Annotated in this window: 22 protein-coding genes and 1 tRNA gene; 14 read left to right on the forward strand and 9 right to left on the reverse strand. The window is 58.7% G+C overall.

Annotated elements, in window-relative coordinates; genetic code table 11:
* Positions 1-89 precede the first annotated feature (89 nt).
* The 13 genes from PFY00_RS09355 (at position 90) to pheT (ending at position 15,328) form a co-directional block, all read left to right on the forward strand.
* Entirely contained in the window at positions 90-482 is a 393-nt protein-coding gene (locus PFY00_RS09355; protein ID WP_271432294.1) for a cytidine deaminase, read from the forward strand.
* Positions 482-1,771: a thymidine phosphorylase gene (locus PFY00_RS09360; RefSeq protein WP_271432295.1), complete on the forward strand. Its 1,290-nt coding sequence runs from the start codon at positions 482-484 to the stop codon at positions 1,769-1,771. Before PFY00_RS09355 ends, PFY00_RS09360 begins: the two co-directional genes overlap by 1 nt.
* Complete coding sequence (locus tag PFY00_RS09365) at positions 1,768-2,979, forward strand: phosphopentomutase (protein WP_271432296.1); 1,212 nt, start codon at positions 1,768-1,770, stop codon at positions 2,977-2,979. Before PFY00_RS09360 ends, PFY00_RS09365 begins: the two co-directional genes overlap by 4 nt.
* Positions 2,980-3,088: 109 nt before the next feature.
* A complete protein-coding gene (locus PFY00_RS09370; RefSeq protein ID WP_271432932.1) occupies positions 3,089-4,093 on the forward strand; it encodes an adenosine deaminase in 1,005 nt (334 codons plus the stop codon).
* A complete protein-coding gene (upp, locus tag PFY00_RS09375; protein WP_271432297.1) occupies positions 4,090-4,722 on the forward strand; it encodes a uracil phosphoribosyltransferase in 633 nt (210 codons plus the stop codon). Before PFY00_RS09370 ends, upp begins: the two co-directional genes overlap by 4 nt.
* Before the next feature lie 91 nt (positions 4,723-4,813).
* Positions 4,814-6,148 carry an SPOR domain-containing protein gene (locus PFY00_RS09380; protein ID WP_271432298.1) on the forward strand — a complete coding sequence of 445 codons (1,335 nt, stop codon included), beginning with the start codon at positions 4,814-4,816 and terminating at the stop codon, positions 6,146-6,148.
* Between the two features lie 145 nt (positions 6,149-6,293).
* Entirely contained in the window at positions 6,294-7,637 is a 1,344-nt protein-coding gene (gene aroA, locus PFY00_RS09385; protein ID WP_271432299.1) for a 3-phosphoshikimate 1-carboxyvinyltransferase, read from the forward strand.
* 4 nt (positions 7,638-7,641) lie between these two features.
* Positions 7,642-8,265 carry a hypothetical protein gene (locus PFY00_RS09390; protein ID WP_271432300.1) on the forward strand — a complete coding sequence of 208 codons (624 nt, stop codon included), beginning with the start codon at positions 7,642-7,644 and terminating at the stop codon, positions 8,263-8,265.
* A gap of 32 nt (positions 8,266-8,297) precedes the next feature.
* On the forward strand, positions 8,298-8,903 hold the full coding sequence (locus tag PFY00_RS09395; protein ID WP_271432301.1) for a (d)CMP kinase: 606 nt from the start codon (positions 8,298-8,300) through the stop codon (positions 8,901-8,903).
* A gap of 16 nt (positions 8,904-8,919) precedes the next feature.
* The gene (locus PFY00_RS09400; protein ID WP_271432302.1) at positions 8,920-9,918 is read left to right on the forward strand and encodes an aldo/keto reductase; all 999 of its coding nucleotides are present in this window, start codon (positions 8,920-8,922) and stop codon (positions 9,916-9,918) included.
* Entirely contained in the window at positions 9,891-10,808 is a 918-nt protein-coding gene (locus PFY00_RS09405) for a sulfotransferase domain-containing protein (RefSeq protein ID WP_271432303.1), read from the forward strand. Before PFY00_RS09400 ends, PFY00_RS09405 begins: the two co-directional genes overlap by 28 nt.
* A 204-nt stretch (positions 10,809-11,012) precedes the next feature.
* The gene (gene rpsA, locus PFY00_RS09410) at positions 11,013-12,692 is read left to right on the forward strand and encodes a 30S ribosomal protein S1 (RefSeq protein ID WP_271432304.1); all 1,680 of its coding nucleotides are present in this window, start codon (positions 11,013-11,015) and stop codon (positions 12,690-12,692) included.
* 239 nt (positions 12,693-12,931) lie between these two features.
* The gene (gene pheT / locus PFY00_RS09415) at positions 12,932-15,328 is read left to right on the forward strand and encodes a phenylalanine--tRNA ligase subunit beta (RefSeq protein WP_271432305.1); all 2,397 of its coding nucleotides are present in this window, start codon (positions 12,932-12,934) and stop codon (positions 15,326-15,328) included.
* Positions 15,329-15,428: 100 nt separating this feature from the next.
* On the opposite strand, the gene PFY00_RS09420 is transcribed toward pheT, so the two are convergent.
* From PFY00_RS09420 to PFY00_RS09440, 5 genes are all read right to left on the reverse strand, one after another.
* Positions 15,429-17,228, reverse strand: a complete 1,800-nt coding sequence (locus PFY00_RS09420) for an ABC transporter transmembrane domain-containing protein (protein ID WP_271432306.1) — start codon at positions 17,226-17,228, stop codon at positions 15,429-15,431.
* Positions 17,229-17,340: 112 nt separating this feature from the next.
* Positions 17,341-17,414: transfer RNA gene (locus PFY00_RS09425), tRNA-Gly, on the reverse strand.
* Between the two features lie 54 nt (positions 17,415-17,468).
* A complete protein-coding gene (locus PFY00_RS09430; protein ID WP_271432307.1) occupies positions 17,469-18,134 on the reverse strand; it encodes an SOS response-associated peptidase in 666 nt (221 codons plus the stop codon).
* A 12-nt stretch (positions 18,135-18,146) separates the two neighbouring features.
* The gene (locus PFY00_RS09435) at positions 18,147-19,346 is read right to left on the reverse strand and encodes a class I SAM-dependent methyltransferase (RefSeq protein WP_271432933.1); all 1,200 of its coding nucleotides are present in this window, start codon (positions 19,344-19,346) and stop codon (positions 18,147-18,149) included.
* Between the two features lie 191 nt (positions 19,347-19,537).
* Complete coding sequence (locus PFY00_RS09440) at positions 19,538-21,433, reverse strand: acyl-CoA synthetase (RefSeq protein ID WP_271432308.1); 1,896 nt, start codon at positions 21,431-21,433, stop codon at positions 19,538-19,540.
* 186 nt (positions 21,434-21,619) lie between these two features.
* On the opposite strand from PFY00_RS09440, the gene PFY00_RS09445 reads away from it, so the two are divergent.
* Positions 21,620-21,922: a DnaJ family domain-containing protein gene (locus tag PFY00_RS09445; protein ID WP_271432309.1), complete on the forward strand. Its 303-nt coding sequence runs from the start codon at positions 21,620-21,622 to the stop codon at positions 21,920-21,922.
* Positions 21,923-21,956: 34 nt separating this feature from the next.
* Here the strand turns inward: PFY00_RS09445 and PFY00_RS09450 are convergent, their stop codons facing one another.
* The 4 genes from PFY00_RS09450 to PFY00_RS09465 all read right to left on the reverse strand — a co-directional run bounded on the left by PFY00_RS09450 (position 21,957) and on the right by PFY00_RS09465 (position 26,223).
* Positions 21,957-23,384, reverse strand: coding sequence for an amidase (locus PFY00_RS09450; protein ID WP_271432310.1), 1,428 nt, complete (start codon positions 23,382-23,384; stop codon positions 21,957-21,959).
* Positions 23,374-23,667 (reverse strand): ArsR/SmtB family transcription factor, encoded by a 294-nt coding sequence (locus PFY00_RS09455; protein WP_271432934.1) that lies wholly within the window; start codon positions 23,665-23,667, stop codon positions 23,374-23,376. The genes PFY00_RS09450 and PFY00_RS09455 overlap by 11 nt, the downstream gene beginning before the upstream one ends.
* Positions 23,668-23,838: 171 nt before the next feature.
* Complete coding sequence (locus PFY00_RS09460; RefSeq protein WP_271432311.1) at positions 23,839-25,071, reverse strand: mandelate racemase/muconate lactonizing enzyme family protein; 1,233 nt, start codon at positions 25,069-25,071, stop codon at positions 23,839-23,841.
* Positions 25,072-25,134: 63 nt separating this feature from the next.
* A complete protein-coding gene (locus tag PFY00_RS09465) occupies positions 25,135-26,223 on the reverse strand; it encodes a Zn-dependent alcohol dehydrogenase (RefSeq protein ID WP_271432312.1) in 1,089 nt (362 codons plus the stop codon).
* Between the last annotated feature and the right edge of the window lie 23 nt (positions 26,224-26,246).

The following is a 26,246-nucleotide window of genomic DNA, read 5'->3' on the forward strand; positions in this document are numbered from 1 at the left end:
AGCCAAAAGCCAAAACGACCGCTGGGTCGCCCTTGCATTCACCTGCTGTGCTTCGCAACATGGCGACTCAGTTGTGAGGGGGAGAGTACATGTCTTTGAGGGACGCAGCCCGGGCTGTCCGTGAAAATGCCTACGTGCCGTATTCGCGGTACAAGGTTGGCGCGGCATTGCGGGCACCAAGCGGCGCGGTTTATGTCGGATGCAACGTCGAAAACGTTGCATACCCCGAGGGCACCTGCGCTGAGGCTGGTGCTATTGCGGCAATGGTTGCCGCCGGTGAGACTGAAATCCTCGAAGCTTATGTCATCGCAGATGCGGAACACCCCGTTCCGCCGTGTGGCGGGTGCCGACAGAAACTGGCTGAATTTGCCAAGAGTGATGTGACCGTCACACTTGCGACGATTGATGGCGACGAACAGGAAATGCGGGTGGCGGATCTATTGCCCGGTGCTTTCTCTGCCTCGCACATGGATCGTACCTGATGGACGCTCGTCAGGTTATCGCGCGCTTGCGCAAAGGGGAGCCGGTCGATGCCGATGCCTTGCGCTGGTTTGCCAAGGGCTTGGCCGACGGCTCGGTCAGTGATGCTCAGGCAGGTGCATTTGCAATGGGCGTCTGTCTGCGCGGGCTGAGTGATGAGGGCCGCGTTGCGCTGACGATGGCGATGCGTGACAGCGGTCATGTGATGCAATGGGATTTGAATGGCCCTGTTGTCGACAAGCATTCGACAGGGGGTGTGGGTGACTGCACCAGTTTGGTGATCGCACCGGCACTGGCTGCCTGTGGCGTCTATGTCCCCATGATCTCGGGCCGTGGTCTGGGTCATACCGGAGGAACACTGGACAAGCTCGATGCGATTCCGGGCTACATGACAAACCCTGACGAAAGCCGGTTTCGTTCTGTCGTCAAAGACGTGGGCTGCGCCATTGTCGGAGCAAACGCCGAAATCGCGCCTGCGGACCGTCGGCTCTACGCGGTGCGGGATGTCTCGGCCACGGTCGAAAGCCTTGATCTGATTTGCGCGTCGATCCTTTCCAAGAAACTGGCGGCTGGTCTCGAGGCGCTGGTTCTGGATGTAAAGGTCGGGACGGGCGCGTTCATGAAGTCGCCTGAAGAGGCACGCGCCCTCAGTCAGGCCATGGTGGACACGGCAAACGACGCGGGCTGTAAAACATCGGTTCTGATCACTGGGATGGATGAGCCCTTGGCCCCGGCACTGGGCAATGCTCTGGAAGTGGATGCCGCGATGCGCGTCCTGACCGGGGTTGAGAAGGGACCGCTGTACGAATTGTCGATAGCGCTTGGCGCCGAGGTTCTGGCCAGCGGTGGCATCAGTGACGGTAAAACCAAATTGGAACAGGCGATTTCAAGCGGGGCTGCGGCTGATCGGTTTGGCAGGATGGTCTATGGATTGGGGGGCCCCATCAGTTTTGTCGAGGATTGGAAGCGTTTCATGCCTGAACCGCCAGTGATCCGGGCCGTGGAAGCGGAGCGATCCGGACAGGTGTCGACCATCGACGGAGAAGCGCTTGGATTGGCGGTTGTCGCGCTGGGCGGAGGCCGTCAGGTCGAAACAGATCAGATCAACCCGATGGTTGGCCTGTCCGAAGTCGTGCGCCTCGGCGAGCGTGTGGAAAAGGGGCAGCCCCTGGCGCGCATCCATGCTGCCCGGCTGGAACAGGCCGATATCGCCGAAGCAGCTGTCCGTCAGGCTATCCGGCTCGGACAAGAGCCGAAAAAGACCGAATTGGTGCAGGAGAGGATCGCGTGACCCGGGCATTTGTCGTGGTCATGGATTCTGTTGGAATCGGCGGTGCGCCGGACGCGCATGATTTTTTCAACGGTGATGTTCCGGACACCGGCGCAAATACTTTGGGTCATATCCGCGCTGCCTGCGCGGCAGGAAAAGCCGAAGACGGGCGCAGCGGTCCGCTGAAGGTTCCCAATCTGGATACGCTTGGGCTGTCGCATGCTTTGGCTCTGGCAGACCCATCTTTTGACGCGCCCAACAAACCTTCGGGCGGGCTTTGGGGGGCTGCAACGGAGAAGTCACAAGGCAAAGATACACCGTCCGGGCATTGGGAGTTGGCAGGCCTGCCGGTGCCTTGGGATTGGCACTATTTTCCCAAATCGACACCCTCTTTTCCCGACGAGGTCACCGCCGAGGTTTGCAGACTGGCCGGAACCGATGGCATTCTGGGCAACTGCCACGGCTCTGGCACCGTGATGATTGATCAGTTTGGCGCGGAACATCTGAAATCAAACTGGCCGATTTGCTATACATCTGTGGACAGCGTGTTCCAGATTGCAGGCCATGAGCAGAGCTTTGGGCTTGGCGCGCTGATGGATCTTTGCGCCGGACTGGCTCCGATGCTTCACGCGATGAAGGTTGGCCGGGTCATCGCACGTCCCTTCATCGGAGAGCCCGGAGCATTTCAACGAACGGCAAACAGGCGCGATTTCGCGATCACGCCGCCCAGTTCGGTGTTGACCAACTGGGTGCAGGATGCCGGGCGCCCGGTGCATGCCATCGGCAAGATCGGTGATATCTTCTCCATGCAGGGTATCGATGACGTGCGCAAAGGCCCGGATGCGGATTTGATGGAACATCTGGAACACTGGGTGCGCTATGCCGAAGAGGGCAGCCTGACCTTTGCCAATTTTGTCGAATTTGACAGCCTGTACGGACACCGCCGTGATGTGTCCGGTTATGCCCGCCACTTGGAATGGTTCGACGCGAAACTGGGCCGATTGCTGATGCAGTTGCGTGTCGGTGACATGATGCTGATCACCGCGGATCATGGCAATGACCCCACTTGGGTTGGCACGGACCACACACGCGAACGCGTTCCTGTGCTGATTGCCGGGCAGGGACATGGCGCATTAGGCCAGATGAATTTTACGGACGTTGCTTTGCGGGTTGCTGACCATTTGGGCGTTGATGTCCCAGCGCCATCCGCCAGCGTCCAAACCCAGTGACTGCGAATTGCATTCTCAGGGTGTTTCATGAATAGGAAACCTCTGCATCGGACAGTGGGCAAAACGACAGGAGCGCAGATTGAATACGGACCGTGACCCGAATGAGCCGTTGAGCGACGAAGCGCTGATCGCCATCTCAAAGCGCCCCAAGGCAGAACTGCACCTGCACTTTGAAGGCGCAGCGCCGCCGTCGTTCATCCGTGGACTGGCCAAAGAAAAGAACGTCGATTTGTCCGGGATCTTTCGAGAGGATGGATCATACGACTATCGTGATTTCGTGCACTTCCTGTCCGTCTACGAGGCCGCCACCTCCGTTTTGAAAACCCCCGAGGATTTTGCACGCCTGTGCACTGCGGTGCTCGAACAAAGCGCGGCAAATGGGGTGGTGTACTCTGAGACGTTTCTATCGCCCGATTTCTGTGGCGGCGGTGACGTGGGCGCGTGGCGTGAATACCTCGCAGCGATCCGTGAGGCGGCAGATCACGCAGAACGAACAATGGGCGTCACACTACGTGGGATCGTCACCTGCATTCGTCATTTCGGGCCTGAACAGGCCAAGTCAGCCGCTCTGTGCGCGGCCGAAACAGCCGATGATTGGTTGGTGGGCTTTGGCATGGCCGGAGACGAAAACAAAGGCAAGCAGCGCGACTTTGCCTACAGCTTTGATATGGCGCGTGAGGCCGGTTTGAAACTGACCAGTCACGCGGGTGAATGGCGCGGCCCCCAAGAGGTCAGGGAAGCGGTGGATGATCTGAGGGTTGATCGCATCGGGCATGGAGTTCGTTCGATTGGTGATCTGGCGGTTGTCGACATGCTGGCCGAGAAACAAGTGACGCTTGAGGTTTGTCCGGGCTCAAACGTATTTCTGGGCGTTTATGGCAGCCTTGCTGAGCATCCCATCGACCAGCTGCGCAAGCGCGGCGTCAAAGTTACCGTTTCGACGGACGACCCGCCCTTTTTTCACACCACGATGGAAAAAGAGTATGGCGATCTGGCCCGGTGCTTTAACTGGGATGCGTCGGTATTCGATGACCTGACGCGCAACGCCATCGACGCGGCATTCTGTGATGACCAAACCCGCGAGACCATAGCCAAGAAACTGGAGCTATCATGAGCGATCATTTGACCGTCGTTGACCACCCCTTGGTCCAGCACAAATTGACGTTGATGCGCCGTTGCGAAACATCGACCAGTGAGTTTCGGCAGTTGCTGCGCGAGATCAGCCTTTTATTGGCCTATGAGGTGACCCGAGATTTGCCGCTGACCTCGAGACAGATTGAAACGCCAATGTGTGCGATGGATGCGCCGGTCCTTGAGGGAAAGAAACTGGCGCTGGTTTCCATTTTGCGTGCGGGCAACGGGTTGCTGGATGGTATTCTCGAACTTATTCCTTCAGCGCGTGTTGGGTTCGTGGGGCTGTACCGCGACGAGGAAACACTCGAACCCGTTCAGTACTACAACAAGCTTCCTTCACAGATCGGGGACCGCGCGTGCATTGTCGTTGATCCCATGTTGGCGACAGGTAACTCGTCGGCTGCAGCCATTGATCTGGTCAAGCAGGCGGGTGGCCGTGATATCCGATTCCTTTGCCTTTTGGCGGCGCCCGAAGGCGTTGCACGAATGCGTGAAGCGCACCCGGACGTGCCAATCGTCACCGCTTCCCTGGATGATCGTCTGAACGAAAAAGGGTATATAGTTCCGGGGCTTGGCGACGCCGGAGACCGCATGTTTGGAACGAAGTGAAAACAGATTGTGTCAAAATTGTGGCAATTCTGTAGTCTTTACAGGACGTTACGGATAGGGCATGTTACTCACTGCATCTGTGGGGGCAGACATGACTTTGAAATCGTTAACGATTATCGCACTATTCACATCCAGCCTCGGGATTGTTTCCGGGGCGGCAACAGCGCAGGAGCGGGGCGTCGGCGTCCCGGTCAACTTCCCGCCTGAAGGCTATAGAGGCCGACAGTTCGTCGACAACAACGGCTGCGTGTTCGTCCGCGCCGGTTTTGACGGAGCGGTCACATGGGTGCCACGCGTTTCGCGCCAGCGCAAAGCGATCTGCGGTCAAAAGCCCAGCTTCGCTGGCGCAACGGCTTCAGGGCCAGCGCCGAGCGTTCAAAAGCCGGTTCAGATTACACTTGATGCAGCGCCTGCACCGGCCCCAGCGCCAGCGGCTGTTGCTGCGGCCAAGTTGACACCCAAGCCAGAGGCGGCCCCAACGCCCACGCTTGTGCCCAAAAAGACCAAAGTTCAAAGAACGGTGACCCGCGCGCCCGCTTCCAAACCGCAGGCAGCTCAGCCGCCACGCGTGGTGCGCCGCGTTCCGACGGTCGCACCAGCTGCGCCCGCGCCAAAAGTCGCTGTTGCGCCAAAGCGCATGGTGAAGAAGGCGCCGGTGGCTGCGGGCCGCATGGTTGACGTCGCACCGTACCGTGCCTGCAAGAACGGCCAGACAACCCGTGTGGTTGATGGCCAGACCCTTGCGGTTCGCTGCGGTCCGCAAAAGGCGCCCCACGTGACAATCCTGCGCCGCGGCGAACCCGCGGGTAACGGTAAAAACGTCTACCGCGGCGGAAGCTGGCAGGGCAGCAACCTTAACCTGAACGGCAACACCCGGATTGTTCCGCGTCATGTCTACGAACAGCGCACGCTGACAGCCAAGACAACCTATGTGCCTGAAGGTTATCGGCCTGCCTGGGATGACGACCGCCTGAACCCGCATCGTGCCAACCAATCGGTTGATGGTTACTATGCAACCCAGCAGGTCTGGACGAACACCGTGCCGCGCAAGCTTGTCACTCAGGTCCGTCGGCACAAAGTCAAAGATCCGGTAATCGTCGGCCGCGCGGCTGACGCGCAGGCGGCCTACGTTTCGACCAAGGGTGCCGCGCAGCGTGAACCCGTTGTGGCAACACGGTCTGCGCCCAAGCCTGTCGCCGGCAAGTCGCGCTATGTCCAGATCGGGCTTTTCACCACAGAAGCCAAAGCACGGGCCGCAGCGGGGCGTCTGACCTCGGCAGGGTTGCCCGTGAAAATGGGGACAGTAAAGCGCAATGGAAAAACCATGCGCAGCCTTGTTGTCGGCCCTTACGCAAACGGTGGTCAGGCCAACGCAGCGCTCGCAGCGGTGCATGGTGTTGGCTATACGCAGGCTCGCCTGCGCTAAGCCCCGAAGCCGAAAGATTTCTTCAAACCGGCGCGGGAACAGCGCCGGTTTTTTCATGCGCGTTGTAGCCGTTTTGCAAACCGCCATGGACAGACCCAGACCGCTGGTCTATCACCCGCCCGACCCAATTCAGTGAGGCTTGCCCATGTCATCCCACGGCGCTCCGATCCCTATGACCGCGCATAAATCCGGCCCTTTGCAAGGGCAGGCTGATGTGCCGGGTGACAAGTCGATCTCGCATCGATCCCTCATCCTTGGCGCGCTTGCAGTCGGGGAAACAAAGGTCACAGGATTGCTCGAAGGGCAGGATGTACTGGACACAGCCAAGGCGATGCAGGCCTTCGGTGCCGAGATCGAAAAGATCGACGATACGTGGCATGTTCATGGCGTCGGTGTCGGCGGCTTTGCCGAGCCATCGCAAGTCATAGATTGTGGGAACTCGGGCACTGGTGTCAGGCTGATCATGGGCGCCATGGCAACCAGCCCGATCGCTGCGACATTTACCGGCGACGCCAGCTTGAATAAGCGTCCGATGGCGCGGGTCACCGATCCGTTGGCGCTGTTTGGCGCGCGCTCTTACGGGCGTTCGGGTGGCCGGTTGCCGATGACCATTGTCGGTGCATCTGATCCATTGTCCGTACGCTACACAACGCCGGTGCCTTCTGCGCAGGTGAAATCTGCCGTATTGCTGGCCGGTTTGAATGCACCGGGCGAAACCGTGGTGATTGAACGCGAAGCAACCCGCGATCATTCCGAACGGATGCTGGCAGGCTTTGGCGCAACCATTGCAACCGAAGACACGGCCGAGGGCCATGTCATCACGCTTCAGGGTCAGCCGGAATTGCGTCCACAGACAATCATCGTGCCGCGCGATCCGTCCAGTGCGGCTTTCCCGGTCTGCGCTGCCCTGATCACCGAAGGGTCGGACGTGCTGGTGCCCAACATTGGCCTGAACCCGACCCGTGCGGGGCTTTTCTACACGTTGCAGGATATGGGCGCCGATCTGACGTTTGAGAACATGCGCGAAGAAGGCGGTGAGCCTGTCGCGGATCTGCGGGCCAAATTCTCGCCCGACATGCAAGGCATCGAGGTGCCGGCTGAACGTGCGGCTTCGATGATTGATGAATATCCGATCCTGTCGGTAGTGGCCGCCTTTGCTGCAGGCAAGACGCATATGCCGGGCGTCAAAGAGCTGCGCGTCAAGGAAAGCGATCGCATTGACGCTATGGCAACAGGTCTGCGGGCAGCGGGGCTGCAGGTGGACGAAGGGGAAGACTGGTGGACAGTACATGGCCTCGGTTTTGGCAATGTGCCGGGTGGCGTGACCGCCAAGAGCCATCTGGACCACCGGATTGCCATGTCCTTCCTGATCTTGGGCTTTGCATCCAACGCATCGGTCTCTGTCGATGACGGCGGCCCTATTGCTACGTCCTTCCCCATCTTTGAATCGTTGATGTCCGGGCTGGGCGCTCGCATCGACAGGACGTAATCAGGTGCGCCCCTATTACGTAAGCCTGCATCTGTTCGATCCTCTGGGGCCGGCCCAAATGGCTGGTGCCGGAACCTATGGCGGCGAAGCCCGCCTCTTTGTGCATCATGCAGAGTCCTTGGAGCAGGCGCTGGGGGATGTGGTCGAAGCGATCGCCGATCAAGGTTGCCGGTTGTTGCGTATTGGTCATGCCGGACCTGCCGAGGCTTTCCTTGACGAACATTTTCCCTTTCCAGCGGACATGCAGGCCATGATCGACGGCAGCCGCGACGGGGAATTGGTATCGAGCGAAGCCTACAGCTTTGAGCCATGGGGCGTTGACACGCCAAGCGGCGTTTGTGCGGTGGTGATGGACGTGTATGACCCGGCGATGGAGGGGCCAGAGCCCTACGCCGGTGAGCTGGTGCTCGCGACCGCCCCGGGAACACCAGAGGAGGCGCTGGCTGAATTGCTGGAGGTTCTGCGCGACAGCAATGTTCGGTTGAAAAGCCTCGAAGACCTGCGTGAAAGCGCCGAAGCCAGTCCGGATGAATACGATGACGATTGGCCGCTTTTGGAACTGATCGCACAGGCCGGATCGTCCGGTGCCCCTGCCTTTTCTCCTGCTTTCGTTTATGAAGCTGAATAGGGTAGGCGACGACAACTGAAAGGAGCGGCCCCATGGGTTTCACCATTGCAATAGATGGACCGGCCGCGAGTGGCAAAGGCACCATCAGTCGCCAGTTGGCCGAATTCTACGGGTATGCGCATCTGGACACGGGCCTGCTGTACCGTGCGGTTGGCAAGAAGATGCTGGACGGTGTCGAACCCATTGAGGCCGCGCACAGCTTGAGGGCGGAAGATCTGGATGGCGATGCATTGCGGACACCTGCGGTTGCGCAAGCCGCTTCCAAGGTTGCCGTTATTCCCGAAGTGCGACAGGCCTTGCTGGATTTCCAGCGAGCATTTGCGCGCCGCTCAGGGGGCGCCGTTCTGGATGGCCGGGACATTGGTACGGTCATTTGCCCGGACGCCGACGTGAAACTCTTTGTCACCGCCAGCCCCGAAGTGCGGGCCGGTCGTCGGCATGCAGAGCTTGTCGAAAGGGGCATGGACGTGGACTATGATACGGTTCTGTCAGACGTGCGGGAACGGGATGCGCGCGATATGGGGCGTGCGGACGCGCCCCTGCGTCCGGCAGAAGATGCCTTGCAAATCGACACGTCCGAGATGACCATCGAAGATGCCGTGTCAGCAGCAAGGGCCGCAATCGACGCCAAGCGATAACGTAGGGAGACGCAGAATGAAGCAGGTTCAAATCGGTCCGGGTGGCCCAATGGTGTCGTGTCTGGGCATTGGCGCCATGAGCTTTGCTGAATTCTATGGCCCCACGACGGAAGAAAACTCCTACGCGATTCTGGCTGAGGCTATGGATCAGGGCGTGACCCATATCGACACATCCAATGTTTATGGAATGGGCCGCTCCGAAAAGGCCATTGGGCAGTTCTTCAAACAACGCCCTGAGGCACGTGATCATTTTCATGTGGCGACCAAGGCCGGCATCTCTCGGGACGCGGATGGAAACCGCAAATACGATAATTCGGCCGAGCATCTTGAAGCTGAGCTGGACAAGTCACTGGCTCTGATGGGCTTGGACTGCGTAGACCTGTTTTATGTGCATCGGCGTGAGGCAGAACGCCCGATCGAAGAGGTGACTCAATCGCTCGTTGGATTGCAGGAAAAGGGCAAGATCAAAGCCTTTGGCTTTTCTGAAATCGCGCCCAGTTCACTGCGCCGCGCCCGGACTGTTGCACCCGTGGCGGCTGTTCAGTCCGAGTATTCTTTGTCCACGCGTTTCGTTGAAATGGGTCTGGTGCAAACCTGTGCAGAACTGGGAACTACCTTGGTCGCCTTTTCCCCGGTTGGCCGTTCACTACTGACGGATGACCCGCTGTCAAAAGATGTGATCCCCTCCCTGCCATTTCTGGGGACCAACCCGCGCTTTATTGAGCCGAACTATGACGTGAACCTGCGCCTGACACAGCCGCTGCGTGATTTGGCAGCCGAACTGGGTGAGCCGACAGCTGCGCTGGCCATCGCATGGCTGGTGTCGCGTGGTGACCATGTGCTGCCCATCCCGGGCACCCGGTCGGTGTCTCACTTTCGCGATCTGGTGCGCGGTACACAGATCACCCTGACGCCTGATGTTCTGGCGCGTATTGACGAAATCCTTCCGATCGGATGGGCCTATGGCGACCGGTACACAGAAGACCAATGGATCGGTCCGGAACGGTTCTGCTGAGCCTTGCTTATCGCATGATTGCACCTGCCGAACCCGCAAGCCGCATTTTTCGTGACCCGATCAATGACTCCAGCCGATGGCAGGGTTTTCGTCCGCGTGAAGGGGATATTGTCGTTTGCACACCGCCGAAATCCGGCACCACCTGGATGCAGGGTATTCTGGCCATGCTGATTTCCGGCGATCCCGGTGTGGATGCGCAAACGTCGACCAAATCACCGTGGATAGACATAGCGGTACGCCCGTTTGACGAGGTTATGGAGCGCCTTGATGCGCAGGACCATCGCCGGCAGGTGAAGTCCCATTCGCCGTTTGACTGTATCCCCTATTGGGATGCACTGCGTTACATCACTGTCTATCGACATCCGATCGATGTTCATTTTTCGTCGCGAAAGCATATGGCGAACATTGCGCATGACGTAGGTTTGGATCCGATGCCAGAAGACCCAAGAGAGAGCTTCCAAGCCTTTCTGGTCAACGATCGCGATCATCTGGGGTTGCCTTTGATCTTGGACCATTTCCGCGCAACTCTGGCGCGGAAAGAACGCGAAAACCTTATCTGCCTGCACTATGCAGACATGTTGCATGATCTGCCCGGGGCCGTTGCGCAGATCGCAAAGCATACGGGGATCAGTCACGCCCCTGATTTGATGGATGTAATCGCGGACGCGGCGCGGTTCGACAGCATGAGGGCCAATGCGGCTAGATTCACGCCGTCTGCCGGGCATGCGTTTTGGCGCAATGATACAGGGTTTTTCGACAGTGCAAGCTGCAACAAGTGGGAAGGCATCCTGACAGAAGATGATCTGGCGGCCTACGGCGATGTCGTCGATGCGGTCTTGTCACCGGCTGAACGGCGCTGGCTGGAATGGGGATCAGGCCCTTCTGCATAAGGGCCGTTATGACTTGAAATCGGTCCGGCCTTTGCGTATACGCGCGCTGTCGACAAGGCGGTAACGCCGCAAGCACAAGAATCGAGCAGGGTCGGGGTCTACCGGCCCTCTTTGCTTTGCGGACCGTCTGACCAACGAAACCCTAAGACCGGCGGAGACAACCGCTCGGCCAGTAAAACCTAGATGTAAGGAAATAGACGCCACATGGCTAATGCAACTATGGAAGAATTCGAAGCCCTCCTGAACGAGAGCCTCGAAATGGACACACCCGAAGAAGGGTCTGTTGTCAAAGGTAAGGTCATCGCAATCGAAGCGGGACAAGCCATCATCGACGTCGGCTACAAAATGGAAGGCCGTGTCGAACTCAAAGAATTCGCAAATCCCGGTGAAGCGCCCGAAATCGCTGTTGGCGATGAGGTAGAAGTCTTCCTTCGTTCGGCTGAAAACGCCCGCGGCGAAGCTGTCATCTCGCGTGAGATGGCGCGTCGTGAAGAAGCCTGGGATCGTCTGGAAAAGGCCTATGCCGACGATGCACGCGTCGAAGGCGCGATCTTCGGCCGCGTCAAAGGTGGCTTCACAGTCGACCTCGGCGGCGCCGTAGCCTTCCTGCCCGGCTCGCAAGTTGACGTGCGCCCCGTGCGCGACGCTGGCCCGCTCATGGGTCTGAAGCAGCCATTCCAGATCCTCAAGATGGACCGTCGCCGTGGCAACATCGTTGTTTCGCGCCGTGCGATCCTCGAAGAGAGCCGTGCCGAACAGCGCGCCGAAGTCATTGCCAACCTCACCGAAGGTCAGGCTGTGGACGGTGTCGTCAAGAACATCACCGAATACGGTGCCTTCGTCGACCTTGGTGGCGTAGACGGCCTTCTGCACGTAACCGACATGGCATGGCGCCGTGTGAACCACCCCTCCGAGATCCTCACGATCGGCGAGACGGTCAAGGTTCAGGTTATCAAGATCAACAAAGACACGCACCGCATCAGCCTCGGCATGAAGCAGCTGCAGGAAGATCCATGGGATCTGGTTGGCGCCAAGTACCCACTGTCGTCGGTCCACAAAGGTCGCGTGACCAACATCACCGATTACGGTGCATTTGTTGAGCTCGAGCCCGGTGTTGAAGGTCTGGTTCACGTCTCCGAGATGTCTTGGACCAAGAAGAACGTGCACCCCGGCAAGATCGTTTCCACCTCGCAGGAAGTGGACGTCATGGTTCTGGAAATCGACGGCTCCAAGCGCCGCGTTTCCCTTGGTCTCAAGCAGACCCAGCGCAACCCATGGGAAGTGTTTGCAGAAACACACCCCGAGGGCACGCAGGTCGAAGGCGAAGTCAAGAACATCACCGAATTCGGTCTGTTCATCGGCCTCGAAGGCGAGATCGACGGTATGGTTCACCTCTCCGACCTCAGCTGGGATCAGCGCGGCGAAGAAGCCATCCAGGAATACCGCAAGGGCGACATGGTTCAGGCCGTTGTCTCCGAAGTGGACGTTGAGAAAGAGCGTATCTCGCTCTCGATCAAGAACCTGGGCGGCGACAAGTTCGCGGACGCGGTTGGCGGCGTAAAGCGCGGCTCCGTGATCACCGTCGAAGTGACCGCAATCGAAGATGGTGGCATCGAAGTGGAATACGAAGGCATGAAGTCCTTCATCCGCCGCTCCGATTTGTCGCGTGACCGTGCCGAGCAGCGCCCAGAGCGCTTCAACACCGGTGACAAGGTCGACGTGCGCGTCACCAACATCGACTCCAAGACCCGTCGTCTGGGTCTGTCGATCAAGGCACGCGAGATCGCAGAAGAGAAAGAGGCCGTCGAACAGTTCGGTTCCTCCGACTCCGGCGCATCGCTCGGCGATATCCTTGGCGCAGCTCTGAAGGGCGGCGACGAGTAATCGTCTGCACTTATGAAAATCAGAAAAGGCCCCGCAGAAATGCGGGGCCTTTTTCGATGAGACCACAACCTTGGGCCCGAAACCCCGCGAATTTTATAACTGGGGCCAGACTTTGATTGGCCCGACCGCACAGTCTGCGGCTGCAGTAGAATTGCCGGCTTGTCGCAGCCTCTTTTCACCTTCCCGCCGATCCGGTAAGGACTGCGCAACCAACGCATCCAACCCGAAGGCCAAGTCGCATGAAATTCACCCTATCGTGGCTGAAAGACCATCTGGACACCACCGCATCGGTCGATGAAATCGCCGAAGCCCTGACCGATCTGGGCCTCGAAGTCGAAGGCGTGGAAAATCCGGGGGCCAAGCTGGCCAAGTTTACGCTGGCCAAGGTGGTTCATGCCGAACAGCACCCTGATGCAGACCGTCTGCGGGTCTGCCGTGTGGAGACAGATGAAGGCGAAAAGCAAATTGTTTGCGGCGCTCCAAACGCACGCGCGGGAATCACGGTCGTTTTGGCCAAACCTGGTGACTATGTCCCCGGCATCGACGTGACACTGTCGGTTGGCAATATTCGCGGTGTGGAAAGCCACGGTATGATGGCGTCAGAGCGCGAGCTGGAGCTGTCTGATGAGCACGACGGCATCATTGAATTGCCCTCTGGCGAAGTTGGTCAGAAATTCACCGATTGGCTTGCGGAAAACGATCCAGCCAAGGTTGATCCTGTGATCGAAATCGCCATTACGCCGAACCGCCCGGACGCGCTGGGCGTTCAGGGCATCGCCCGCGATCTTGCGGCGCGCGGATTGGGGACGCTGAAATCACAGGACTCCAAATCGGTTGAAGCGTCCTTTGCTGCACCTCTATTGGTCCACATCGACGATGACACTCTTGATGGTTGCCCGGTCTTTTGCGGCCGCGTCATTCGTGGTGTCAAAAATGGCCCGAGCCCGGCCTGGCTGCAGGATCGGTTGCGCGCCATTGGGCTGCGCCCGATCAATTTCCTGGTCGATGTGACGAACTTCTTCACCTACGATCGCAATCGCCCTTTGCACGTCTTTGACATGGCCAAGGTCAGTGGTGATCTGCGCGTGCATCGCGCGGCGGGCGGTGAAGAACTTCTGGCGCTGGACGGCAAGACCTACACTTTGCAGGCAGGCCAGATGGTCATTTCCGATGAGAACGGTCCGGAAAGCCTTGCCGGGATCATGGGGGGTGAAGAAACCGGTTGTCAGGACGACACCACCGATGTGTTCGTTGAAAGCGCCTATTGGGACCCTGTGCAGATTGCCTACACGGGCCGGGCGCTCAAGGTCAATTCTGATGCGCGGTACCGGTTTGAACGTGGTGTCGACCCGGCCTTTACCTCGACCGGCCTCGATCTGGCAGTCAGCATGATCCTTGATGTTGCGGGCGGCGAGGCATCCGAAATGATCGTCGCGGGCGAAGTGCCTGACGTGTCGAGGGCCTACAAACTGGATGCCAAGCGCGTCATCTCGCTGGTTGGTATGGAGATCCCTGAGGCAGAGCAGCGTCAGACACTGACGGCCTTGGGTTTCAGAATGGAAGGCACCATGGCGCATGTCCCCAGCTGGCGGCCTGACGTGCTGGGCGAGGCGGACCTCGTCGAAGAGGTTGCGCGCGTTGCGTCCTTGACCAAGCTGCAGGGCGTTCCACTTGCGCGCGTCCAAGCCGGTGTTCCGCGTCCGATCCTGTCTCCGATGCAAAAGCGCGAACAGATTGCCCGGCGTACGGCCGCAGCGCTCGGCTACAACGAATGCGTGACCTATAGCTTTATCGACAGCAAAGCGGCTGAACTGTTCGGCGGCGGCGACGATGCGACCATGCTCGCCAACCCGATCAGCTCGGAAATGAGCCATATGCGTCCGGCCCTTTTGCCTGGGCTGTTACAAGCCGCTGCACGCAATCAGGCGCGCGGCTACATGGATATGGCCCTTTTCGAAGTGGGCGCCGCATTCCACGGAGGCGAGCCAGAAGAACAGCACCTGCTGATTTCAGGCCTTTTGGTCGGGCGCACTGGCCCGAAGGATGTTCATGGGGCATCGCGGCCCGTTGATCTCTATGATGCCAAAGCCGACGCAGAAGCTGTGCTTTCGGCCATCGGTGCACCTGCCAAGATGCAGATCCTGCGCGGCGCCAACGAATGGTGGCACCCCGGACGCCATGGCAAGATGTGCCTTGGCCCTAAAAAAGTGCTGGGTATCTTTGGCGAACTGCACCCCAAAGTGCTGCGCGAACTGGATGTGAAGGGCCCTGCGGTTGCCTTTACGATCTGGCCAGAGGAAGTGCCACTACCCAGAAAGAGCGGGGCCAGCCGCGGTGCGATGGTCATGAGCGATCTGCAGGCTGTCGAGCGTGATTTTGCCTTTGTTGTGAACGATGACGTGCAGGCATTGGATCTGATGAACGCGGCTGCAGGTGCGGACAAAGCGCTGATCGAAGACGTCCGTTTGTTCGACGAATTCATTGGTGGGTCGTTGGGTGAGGGCAAGAAGTCTCTGGCGATTACGGTGCGTCTGCAACCATCGGACAAAACGCTGAAGGAAAAAGATATTGAGGCTGTCGCTGCCAAGATTATCGAAAAGGTAGGCAAGGCCACAGGTGGCGTGCTGCGCGGGTAATTCGCCCAGCTGACAGGCCGTCAGACGCAAACAAAAAGCCCCGCGCTCAGGTTGTTCTGTGCGCGGGGCTTTTTTGTCCTGTTTCGACTGAAGTGCTGGACTACTCGGCGGCCACGCCGTCAGTAAACTGCAACCGGGCAAGCCGTGCATAAAGCCCACCTTCGGCAACCAGCGCATCGTGTTCGCCTGTGGCGACGACGCGTCCCTGATCCATGACGATAATCCGGTCCGCTTTTTTCACCGTCGCAAGGCGGTGCGCGACGATCACGGTGGTCCGCCCCTGCGCCAATGTATCTACTGCGGCCTGAACCGCCCGTTCACTTTCGGCATCCAAAGCCGAGGTCGCCTCGTCCAGCAGCAGGATTGGCGCATCGCGCAGGATTGCCCGCGCAATTGCGACGCGCTGTTTCTGACCACCGGACAGCATCACACCGCGTTCCCCCAGCCAGGTGTCATAGCCTTCTGGAAGGTCGGACAGGAATTCGTGCGCAGCCGCTGCCTGTGCGGCGGCCATGATCTCTGCGTCGCTGGCATCCGGACGGCCAAAGCGGATGTTGTCCCGAGCCGAGGCGGCAAAGATGACCGGGTCTTGTGGGACCAATGCGATGTGACGGCGGAAATCCTGCCGGGCCATGTCGGTCAGCGCGTGCCCGTCGATTCGCACCGCGCCACTTTGCGGGTCATAGAACCGCTGGATCATCTGAATGACGGTTGTCTTGCCAGCGCCAGACGGGCCGACCAGCGCTACGGTTTCCCCCGGCTCGATTGTCAAATCAACGGCATCCAATGCCGCGACGTCGGGTCGGGATGGATAGGTGAAGCCGACGTTGTCAAAACTGATCTCACCCCGAACCGGGCTGGGCAATGTCTTGGGCTGTGCGGGGTCTTGCACGGTGTCTTCGGCATTAAGCAATTCGACCAGCCGTTCGGTTGCACCTGCGGCGCGCTGGAGTTCCCCGAACACTTCGGACAGGGCCGCGACAGCGCCTGCGACCATGACCGAATAGATCACAAACTGAATCAATGTCCCCGCCGTCATGCCGCCCGCGCGCACATCCCAGGCACCGATCCAAAGCACGCCGACTATGCCGGTGAACACGAGGAAAATAACGATGGCCGTCATCAGTGCCCGTGTCCAAATGCGGCGTCGCGCGGCATCAAAACTCTTTTCGGTTACTTCTGAAAACGCGCCCTTCGAAATGGCCTCGTGGGTGTAAGCTTGAACGGTTTGTACCGAAGTCAGCGCCTCTGATGCGTTGCCCGAACTCTGTGCGATCCAGTCTTGGTTCTCGCGGCTCAGCACGCGCAAACGCCGGCCTAGAACGAGGATCGGAACGATCACAGCGGGCACGATTAGCAAAACCAAACCCGTGAGTTTCGCAGAGGTGAACAGCATCAAGACCAAGCCACCAATGAAAAGCAGCACATTGCGCAAAGCGATGGAAATGGACGATCCGATCACCGAGAGGATCAACGTGGTGTCCGTTGTAATCCGGCTCAGAACCTCGCCTGTCATGGTGCGTTCAAAAAATGCGGGCGACAGGGAAATCACGCGGTCAAATGTTGCCTTGCGGATGTCTGCGACTACCCGCTCGCCAAAACGCGTGACCAGCGCGTAGCGCAACGCAGTGCCCAACGCGAGCGCCGCCGCAATGGCGAGGGCGGCCCCAAAGTACAAGTTCAGCAATTCGCCGGATTTGACGTTAAAATTATCAACCACCCGTCGAACCGCCAAAGGCAGGATCAATGAGATACAGGCTGTCGCCACCAAAGCGAGAATCGCCGCTGCCATCAGCGCGCGGTACGGCTTCATGAATGGCCAGAGCGCAGAGAGCGATCCCAGCTTACGGGATTTTTCCCGCTCTTCGGTTGCGTGCGCCGCAGCGTCTCCTCGGGCCATTCAGCCTCCTGTTCCTTGCATTAAGCTGTTTTGCCATGCCAGCGCAGGGCGTCAAGGCTCAGGATTGCCGCGCCCGGGTTGAAGCGTACGAAATTGGATGTTCTGGGAGGATTGGAGCGGGCGACGGGAATCGAACCCGTATCTCTTGCTTGGAAGGCAAGGGTCTTACCATTACACAACGCCCGCGCTGCGCGCAGAATTAGGACAGCGCCGCGCCGGGGTCAAGCAGATCGGGGAACTTCATGCGTCAATCGGTGCGCAAAGCGCCGCACCACTGGCCCGATTGGAATTCACCTCGGTTCCGACGCGATAAAACGACAGGGCATTCTCGGCGGCCGCGGTCATCAGAGTGGCTGCGCCATGCCCTTCCTCGCCCAGCCATTTCGCCCAATCCGGTTCTTTGAGGATAACCGGCATTCGATGATGAATCTGGGACATGGTCTGATTTGCGGTGCAGGTCACGATAGCGCAGGTTCTCAAGGACTGGCCATCGCGTTCCCAATCCTGCCAGACCCCGGCAAAGACCAGCGGATCATCTTGTTCTGGAAAGATGTACCACGGCAGCCGGTTGCCTTCCTCGTCTTTTGTCCATTCGTAAAAACCGGTGGCCGGGATCAAACAACGTCTTTCGCGGCAGGCGGCCTTGAATGCTGGTTTCTCTGCAATCGTTTCACTGCGTGCGTTGATCAGTAGAGGGCCCGCATTGGTTGCCTTGTACCAGTGCGGCAGGAAGCCCCAGCGCATCGGCGCAAGACGTCTTTGGTCGCCCTGAATGCTGATTGTATGGACGAGATTGGTGGGGCAGACATTGTAATTTGGCACGTCAGGAAGATCATTCGCAGGCTGTGCCGAAAACAGTTGGGCCATTGCATCGCTTGGCAATGTCACTGCAAATCGTCCGCACATCGGGCTGATCTCCTACACACGTTTGCCCAGATCAGAATAAAGCATCAGGCCCCAATCACAGAGTTCTTTTTCGACCGGGGTCCACAAGGCTCCGAATGCGAGGGTATCCAATCCCGCCGCCTGTGCGATCTGCGACAGATCCCGGCGCCCGTCGATAGCAGCGATCAAGGGGGCGGCACGTTTGGGCAGGCGAAGGTTGGCCTGAGCTTCCTTCATGCGGACCGGGATCGGTTTGCCTTGGGCGACGGCCTGAGCCAAGGCTTTGGGCTGCACGCCGCGCAGATGCGGGATAACGGTCCGTTTGCGGCCGTTGGCAATAGGCGTTTTGTCGTCGGCGGGCAGGGCGTAGCCAACCTGAACGCGGATCGTTCCACGCAGCTTTTCCGCGATGGCCATGGCCACTGCATCGCGCATGGTATCAGGCCGATCGGTCATTCGGGCCAAATCGTACAGAGCGGGCGTTGCAAAGCTTTGTAGGCGCCAACCGGTCTGGTCCAATACGTCCAGAAGTTCGCTAACCGAATAAGAGCGGTCCTGCCCATGTAGAAGCAGATCGTAGAACCCGGCGTCTGATGCGTGATGGTCACCAAGATTGATATTCGCTTTGAACGGATGTCCATCGGGCAGAGCCTCTACGATGGATTTTGCAGCGTCCAAGCGTCCCTGGGGCGGCAATCCGTCAAAGAGCGCGCCAAAAGCCTCTTGCAGAGGATAAACCCCTGACCGGCCATAGGGCGCGTAGACCATGAATCCAAGGCCGCCGCCGGGGGCCAAGGCCGCGCGTAAGGCTGCGAAACCTGCGGCGGGGTCGGGCAGATGATGCAGCACACCGCAGCAATCAATGTAGTCGAATTGCCCATAGTCCGAAGCATTCAGCAAAGAACCGGTGTGAAAGGAGATGCCTTTCAGACCTCTTGCCTTGGCACGGGCCTTTGCCACGGCGCGGGAGGCTTTGGACAGATCAACATATGTGATCTCAAAGGGTTTGCCTGCAGAGGTCAGAACCTGGGCCAGTTGGATCAGTCCATCGCCAGTGCCACCGCCAGCCACAAGTGCGCGCAGGGGTTTTGACCAATCCCGCCGGCCGCCCCACAGGAAATGATCCATTTCGAGCGGATGAGAAGGAGATCCCATAATCAGCCGTTTCGCTTCGTCCTTGGGATCGCGTTCCGGGTACGGAAAGGCTTCGTATTGTTGCTGGACCGTGACCATGCGTGCTCCTGTCAGTGTGCGGACAGTGCCGCAGAGGGCAGGGCGGTTCAAGGGCAAGGGCCGGCATCTGGTAGGGGCCAGCCGGTTTTTGATGGTTGCTTGCGCCTCCCGAAAAAAGGGGGGCGAATTTCGCCCCCCTTCGCTTTGTCCCCAAGGTGAATTCCGGAGCGCAGGTCCCGGAATATTCCAGATCAGGCTGCCTGTTCAGCTTCGGCCCATTCCCATGGGCGCACAAAATCGCCCAAGATCTTGCTCACGTCCTCTGCACTGGCGCCATTCGCTTCGACCTGAGCCACGAGACCGCGCTTCTTGCTGTCGGTCACGCCAACAACACGCGCAGGGCATTCGCCTTTTTCAAGCGCGGCGTTGTAAACACGTGTGATCGCGTTTTTGCGCAGGTCAGGTTTGAAGACTTTGCCGACAGCTGTCTTGGGCAGTTCAGGTAGAATGGTCATGTGCTTTGGCTGCGCCGCACGTTCATGAACGTGAACCTTGCAGTGCTCTAGCAATTCTTCCTCGGTGACCTGTCCACCTTCGACCAGTTCGACAAACGCACAGGGTAATTCACCCGCGTGCGCATCGGGCTGGCCGATTGCACCTGCCATCGCCACGGCGGGATGGGTAACCAGCGCTTCTTCGATTTCGGCTGGATCGATGTTGTGTCCGCCGCGAATGATCAGGTCCTTGGCCCGGCCCGTAATCCACAGATAACCGTCTTCGTCCACGCGGCCCAGATCGCCGGTGCGCAGATGCGTTCCGTAGTGGAACAGATCAACGTTCTTATCGGCCTCTGTGTAGGTATTGCCGGCGAAAACGCCTGGATTGGAAATGCAGATTTCACCGACTTCGTCAGGGCCGCATTCAACCGGCGCGCCGTCCACTTCGTTGATGATCTTCACCTCGGTATATGGCAACGAGATGCCGACAGACCCAACCTTCTTCAGGCCGTCCACCGGGTTCACCGAGACGAGGCATGTTGCTTCGGTCAGACCATAGCCTTCGCAGATCGTAACCCCGCAGGCTTCTTCAAACCGCTTGAACAGCTCCATCGGCATGGGCGCAGAACCGGAAAAGGCGGTTTTCACGGTAGAGATGTCAGCATCCACCTTGCGCTGCATCAGCGCGGAAACAGCCGTTGGCACCGTAATCACAAAGCTGATCTTCCAGCGCTCGCAGAGCTTCCAGAAATTGTCCATCACGCCATCGCCACGATACCCTTGCGGCGTGGGGAACACCACATGCGCACCCGAACACAACGCGGCCATCAGGATCACGTGGCACGCAAAAACATGGAACATGGGCAGCGGACACATGATGCTGTCGGTCTCATCAAACAACAAACGGGCACCGAGCCAGCCGTTGTAGATCATGCCCGAATATTTGTGCTGCGCGACCTTGGGCATCCCGGTGGTGCCACCGGTGTGGAAATAGGCTGCGATCCGGTCGCCGGTGCTGTCATCAAATTGAAGCGTCTTTGGCTGGCGCTTCATCTCTTTCGAGAAATCCTTGATGTCAGCATGAATGTTGGTGGAAACCTTTGGCCTGATCAGCGGGACAATCCAGCTTTTGGGTGGTGTCAGGTAGCGGTTCAGGTCGATTTGCAGAACCGTCTGCACATTGGGCGCATGGCGCACCGCCTCGGCGACCTTCTGAGGAACGTCTGTTTTGGGAAAAGGCTTCAGGGTCACGACAACCTTGGCGTTGGTTTCGCGCAAGATCGATGCGATCTGTTCGGGCTCCAACAGTGGGTTGATCGGGTTAACGATTCCTGCGACGGCGCCGCCCAGCAATGTCAGAATGGTTTCGTTGGCATTTGGCAGAACGTAGGCGATGACATCGTCTTCCTGCACACCCAGCGAACGAAAAAGGTTTGCAGCCTGCGCTGTTCCCTCTTTCAGCTGCCGCCAGGACAGGGTTTCGGCCTTATCGGTTGGGCCGGACAGCAACTGATAACTGATCGCGGGTCTATCCGGAAAAGCGTCAGCTGTTTTGCTGAGTTGTCCCCAAAGCGTTTGCGGTACATCCCGTTCCGCCCAAGGCATTTCGCCCTGAATTGCATCCCTATCGGCGATCCCTGCATAGGTCATCGGCCGTTTCCTCCCATATCGTTGGCTTGGGCTCTTGTTTGGTTGGCCCGTTAGTCATCTTATCCTAGGCAGTTTGGAAAGCTATCTGCTTTCGCGCAAGGGGCATGAACGCTGGGGAACGCATGAATTGACGCAGCGTCTTTGCGGGTCTTTTCGTTTATCCCGCCTCGTGGCACAAAGCGGACCATGGATCATCCGCTGATAGACTTGATCAACGCCAAGATACGAGCCGCCGAAAAAGACGGCGCGTTCGATGATTTGCCGGGCTCTGGCAAACCTCTGCCGCGCTGCGACGATCCGGAAAATGCCGTGCTGAACCGCATTCTCAAAGACAACGGCGCGGTGCCCGAGATCGTCAGCATTTCGCAAGAACTGAGGCGGCTTCGCGAAGAACTGATGGATAACTCAGATCGGGACGAACGCCGCCGTATCATTCGGGACATGGCGGTGCTCGAAGCACGCATCGAACTGGCGCAAAAAGGGCGATAGCCTCTCGCAGATGTTCAAGAGAGCTTGGTTGACCTCAGTGTGTGACGTTCGGGTCTACGGGAACCTGACCCAGTGCCAGAGATTCCTCAATCGCACGGGCAATCTGCAACAAACGTCCTTCGCCCCTTGGCTGACCAATCAACTGAACACCAAATGGCATCCCATCCTTGTTCCGTCCAAGCGGCAGGGCAAGAGCAGGAAGCCCACACAGCGATGCCGGAAAGGTAAACTTAAGCCAATCGAGATAGTCACGGCTGGGTACGCCGGCGACCTCCGGCGGATACTCATTTTCCCAAGGCAACGGGAAGAGACCAGAGATTGGGCAGGCGATCACATCATACTGTCCCAGGAAGGCAAGAATGCGGTCATAGATCGCTGAGCGTTCGATCAAAGCCTCTGCAATGTCTTCTGGCTTCAGAGCGACGCCATCCGCAATGTTCTGCTGCAAAGTCGCCTTGTACTGACGCGTGATTTCCTCGGGCGTCTTGCGGGCGCCTGCCCAGAAACCAAGCGCGCGCAGCGTGCGGAATGTCTGGTCTACCGCACCCAGTTCAGGTGCGGCTTCGACAACTTCGAAACCGGGGATATCAATGCGGGCCATGCCGTCACGCAGGGCATCCTCCATAGCCTTGTCGATCGGAGCCAGTCCGCCCATGTCCGGGGAGAAGCCAATGCGCACCGCGCCGGGATCTGCAAGACAGGTTTCGAGATAAGAGTTCATCGGTGCGGGCATCGAAAGCGGCCAAACGGGGTCAAACCCGGCCATGGCATCCAGAAACAGGGCGCAGTCAGCCACGTTCCGGGCCATTGGTCCTTGAACTGGCATGGAGTCAAAGCCCTGCTGGGCGGAGCCGCCACCGGCAACACCGGGTGATGGGCGCAGGCCAACGATTCCGCAATATCCGGCGGGTGTCCGGAGTGATCCGCCCAGATCCGAGCCATGCGACAGCCAGACCTCGCCCGTAGCCAGACCAGCAGCCGCGCCGCCCGAAGATCCGCCGGCGTTCATACGCGTGTCCCAAGGGTTGCGGGTGGGGCCGAAAATGGGATTGAAGGTGTTTGCACCGGCGCCCAGTTCCGGCGTGTTTGTTTTGCCTACGACCACAGCACCGCGGTCTTCCAGACGGGTGACCAGCGGATCAGACTCTTCGGGAACGAAATCGGCCATCCCCGGTGTGCCGAATGTTGTTCTGACGCCTGCAACCGGGGTCAGATCCTTGATGCCGATTGGCAATCCGGCCAGCACCGATGATGGTTCGGAATGCGCGGCCGCGTCCGCGGCTCGCTCAGGGCATTGCGTCACCATTGCGTTGATTGCCGGGCTGGTTTGCGCAATGCGTTCCTGACTGGCAGCCAGAAGCTCCGCAGAGGACACCTCTTTGCGTTTAAGCAGCGCGATCGCTTCACGCGCGGTCAATTTGCAAAGGTCGGGGCCGGAAAAGGCAGTTTTTTCAGCAGGCATCTGATCCACTACAGAAGATTTCGTACAACAAGCCAATAACGCGTGCTGTGTTCTCGTCGGCAAGACTGTAGTAGATTGTCTTGCCTTCGCGGCGCGTCGTGACCAGTCCTTCTTCGCGCAATCGCGCGAGCATCTGGCTGACAGCGGCCTGCCGGATTTGCAAAAGTGCTTCGAGTTCGCCAACAGACCGTTCGCCGGTGCCCAAATGGCAAAGAATCATCAAACGCCCTTCGTGAGCCAGCGTCTTGAGGAATGCAGCGGCATGCTGCGCATTGTCGGCCATTTCGTCTGGCGGTGCGGTTTTTTCTTGGATCGTCACGGTTCTCGAGCCCTACGGTTTCGCGCGCAAACTCTAGCAGCGCCTTTTCACAAAGGCGAGCCTTTGAACCAGTCTGGCTGAATTATGCGGCGCACTCAAACTAAGCGCCTAAATTTTGGGCAAAAGTTGCGCGGATCACTTTTCGCGCGCGGGTGCGCCACCTTCAAACGCGTTGCCATTCACATAGTCGCAAGGGTCATCCTGCATCTGTAAATGCAAGCCGTCGCCCGTGTAGGGATGGGCCCGCGCGAGATCTTCGTCAATGTCGATGCCCAAGCCGGGGTTTTGTGGTGCGGTGACAAAGCCCTGATCTACGCGAATGCTGCCTCGGATCAATTGGTCGTGGAACGGCGTTTCTATGCTCTCGGCAATCAGAAGGTTCGGGATCGCGACGGACAGATGGATATTTGCCGCCCACTCCACCGGACCGGCATAAAGGTGTGGAGCCATCTGTGCGCCATAACTTTCTGCCAGAACCGCGATTTTGCGCGCTTCCCAAAGCCCCCCTGCGCGGCCCAATGCCGGTTGGAGGATTTCAGCGCCGCCAGTGCGCAGCAACGTGGCGAATTCCGAACGCGTGGTCATCCGTTCGCCGGTTGCCACCGGAATCCGCACAGATTGGGCCACTCTTGCGAAATCAAGCAGGTTGTCTGGCGGGATCGGTTCTTCAAACCAAAGCGGGCTATAGGGTTCAATTGCCTGACCCAGCCGAATAGCGCCGGCTGGCGTGAATTGTCCGTGGGTGCCAAATAGCAGATCTGCCTTGTCCCCGACCGCTTCGCGGATGGTTTTGCAAAAGGCAACGGACTGCGAAATGTCAGACATGGCCGGCATGTGCCCACCGCGCATGGTATACGGACCGGCGGGGTCAAATTTCACCGCTGTATAGCCCCGCGACACGCAATCCAACGCAGCCTCGGCGGCGAGTTCGGGACTGGTCCAGAAATCAGCCATGCGATGACTTTCAAGAGGGTAGAGATAGGTATAGGCCCGTACCCGCTCGTTCATCATCCCGCCCAAGAGCGCCCAAACCGGGCGGTTGCGGGCTTTGCCCAATATATCCCAACACGCGATCTCAAGGCCCGAAAACGCGCCCATGACCGTCAGGTCCGGACGCTGTGTAAACCCGGATGAATAAGTCCGGCGGAACATCTTTTCGATGTTCTCAGGGTTTTCTCCCTCGAAATACCTGTGAAAGACATCTTCGATCACGGCGCGCATGGCTTCCGGGCCAACCGAAGATGCATAGCACTCGCCCCAACCGACGATCCCGTCACTGGTGGTCAGTTTGACCAATATCCAATATCGCCCACCCCATCCCGGAGCGGGTGGGGCGGTGACGATGATGTCCAGATCTTGCAGTTTCATCGGATCAGTTCCCGGAAAATTGGCATGTGCACCGGCGGCGCCAGAAAATGCGCGATGCGCGGATCAGCTTTTGAACAGGATCACGTTGCGCTTTGCTGAGCCAGTTTTGGTGTCTGCGATGGCTTCGTTGATTTGCTCAAGTGGAAAGCGATTTGAAATCAGTTCATCCAGTTGCAGACGGCCTTGTTCATAGAGATCCGCCAACCATGGAATGTCGCGCTGGATCACAACGTCGCCCATCTTTGAGCCAACGAAGTGCTGGCCCATGAAGGCAGGAACAACTGGTTCGTATTCCGCCATGGCTCCAGACGCCGGCATGCCGACCATGATCATGCGCCCGCCCCAACCCAAATATCTGGGTGCGTCGTTATAAGCCGGTACTGCGCCAACAGTGACGGCGACAATGTCAGCCCCTCTGCCGCCAAGCGCTTTCATAGCCGCTCGCCAAGGGGCCTTTTCCGTCGCCAGAACGCCGTGTGTGGCACCAAATTCCTTGGCAATCGCGAGCTTTTCCTCGCTCATGTCCACGGCAACGATCCGGCGCGCACCCGCAATGCGGGCCCCTTGGATGGCGTTCAGACCAACGCCGCCAGCCCCGATCACCACCACATCCTCACCTGCGCGCAGTTTGCCCGCATTCACAACGGCGCCTACACCGGTGATTACTCCGCAGGCCAAGAGGGCCACGGCTTCGGGCGGCATGCTGTCGGGCAGCGCCACGATCTGACTTTGATCGACAACCACGGCTTCTGCGAATGCCCCGCAGTTCATCGCCGCAGTAACGGCTGTGCCATCGGCGCGTGTCAATTTGGTGGGCACGTCTGCGCCACCCTCGCAGATGGTTGGTTTACCTGCGGTGCAATTGCTGCATCGTCCGCAGGATTTGATCAGCGTCACCACGACCTGATCACCTGTTTTGAACCCGGTCACGCCTGCGCCCATTGCGGTGATGCGTCCGGCGGCTTCGTGCCCCAAGACTAAAGGCAGATCACCGCCCCAGATTCCGTCTGCATAAGAAATGTCTGAATGACAAATCGCGCAGGCATCCAGTGACACAGCGACTTCGCCCGGTCCGGGGGCGCGCAGGGTCAAAGTTTCAATTTCGAGCGGCGCACCGAATGCGGTGCAGGTTGCGGCTTTGATCTGCGGCATGAATCCTCCGGCCTTTTCGCAAC

The sequence above is a fragment of the Thalassococcus lentus genome (assembly GCF_028023555.1).
GTDB lineage: Bacteria > Pseudomonadota > Alphaproteobacteria > Rhodobacterales > Rhodobacteraceae > Thalassococcus_A > Thalassococcus_A lentus.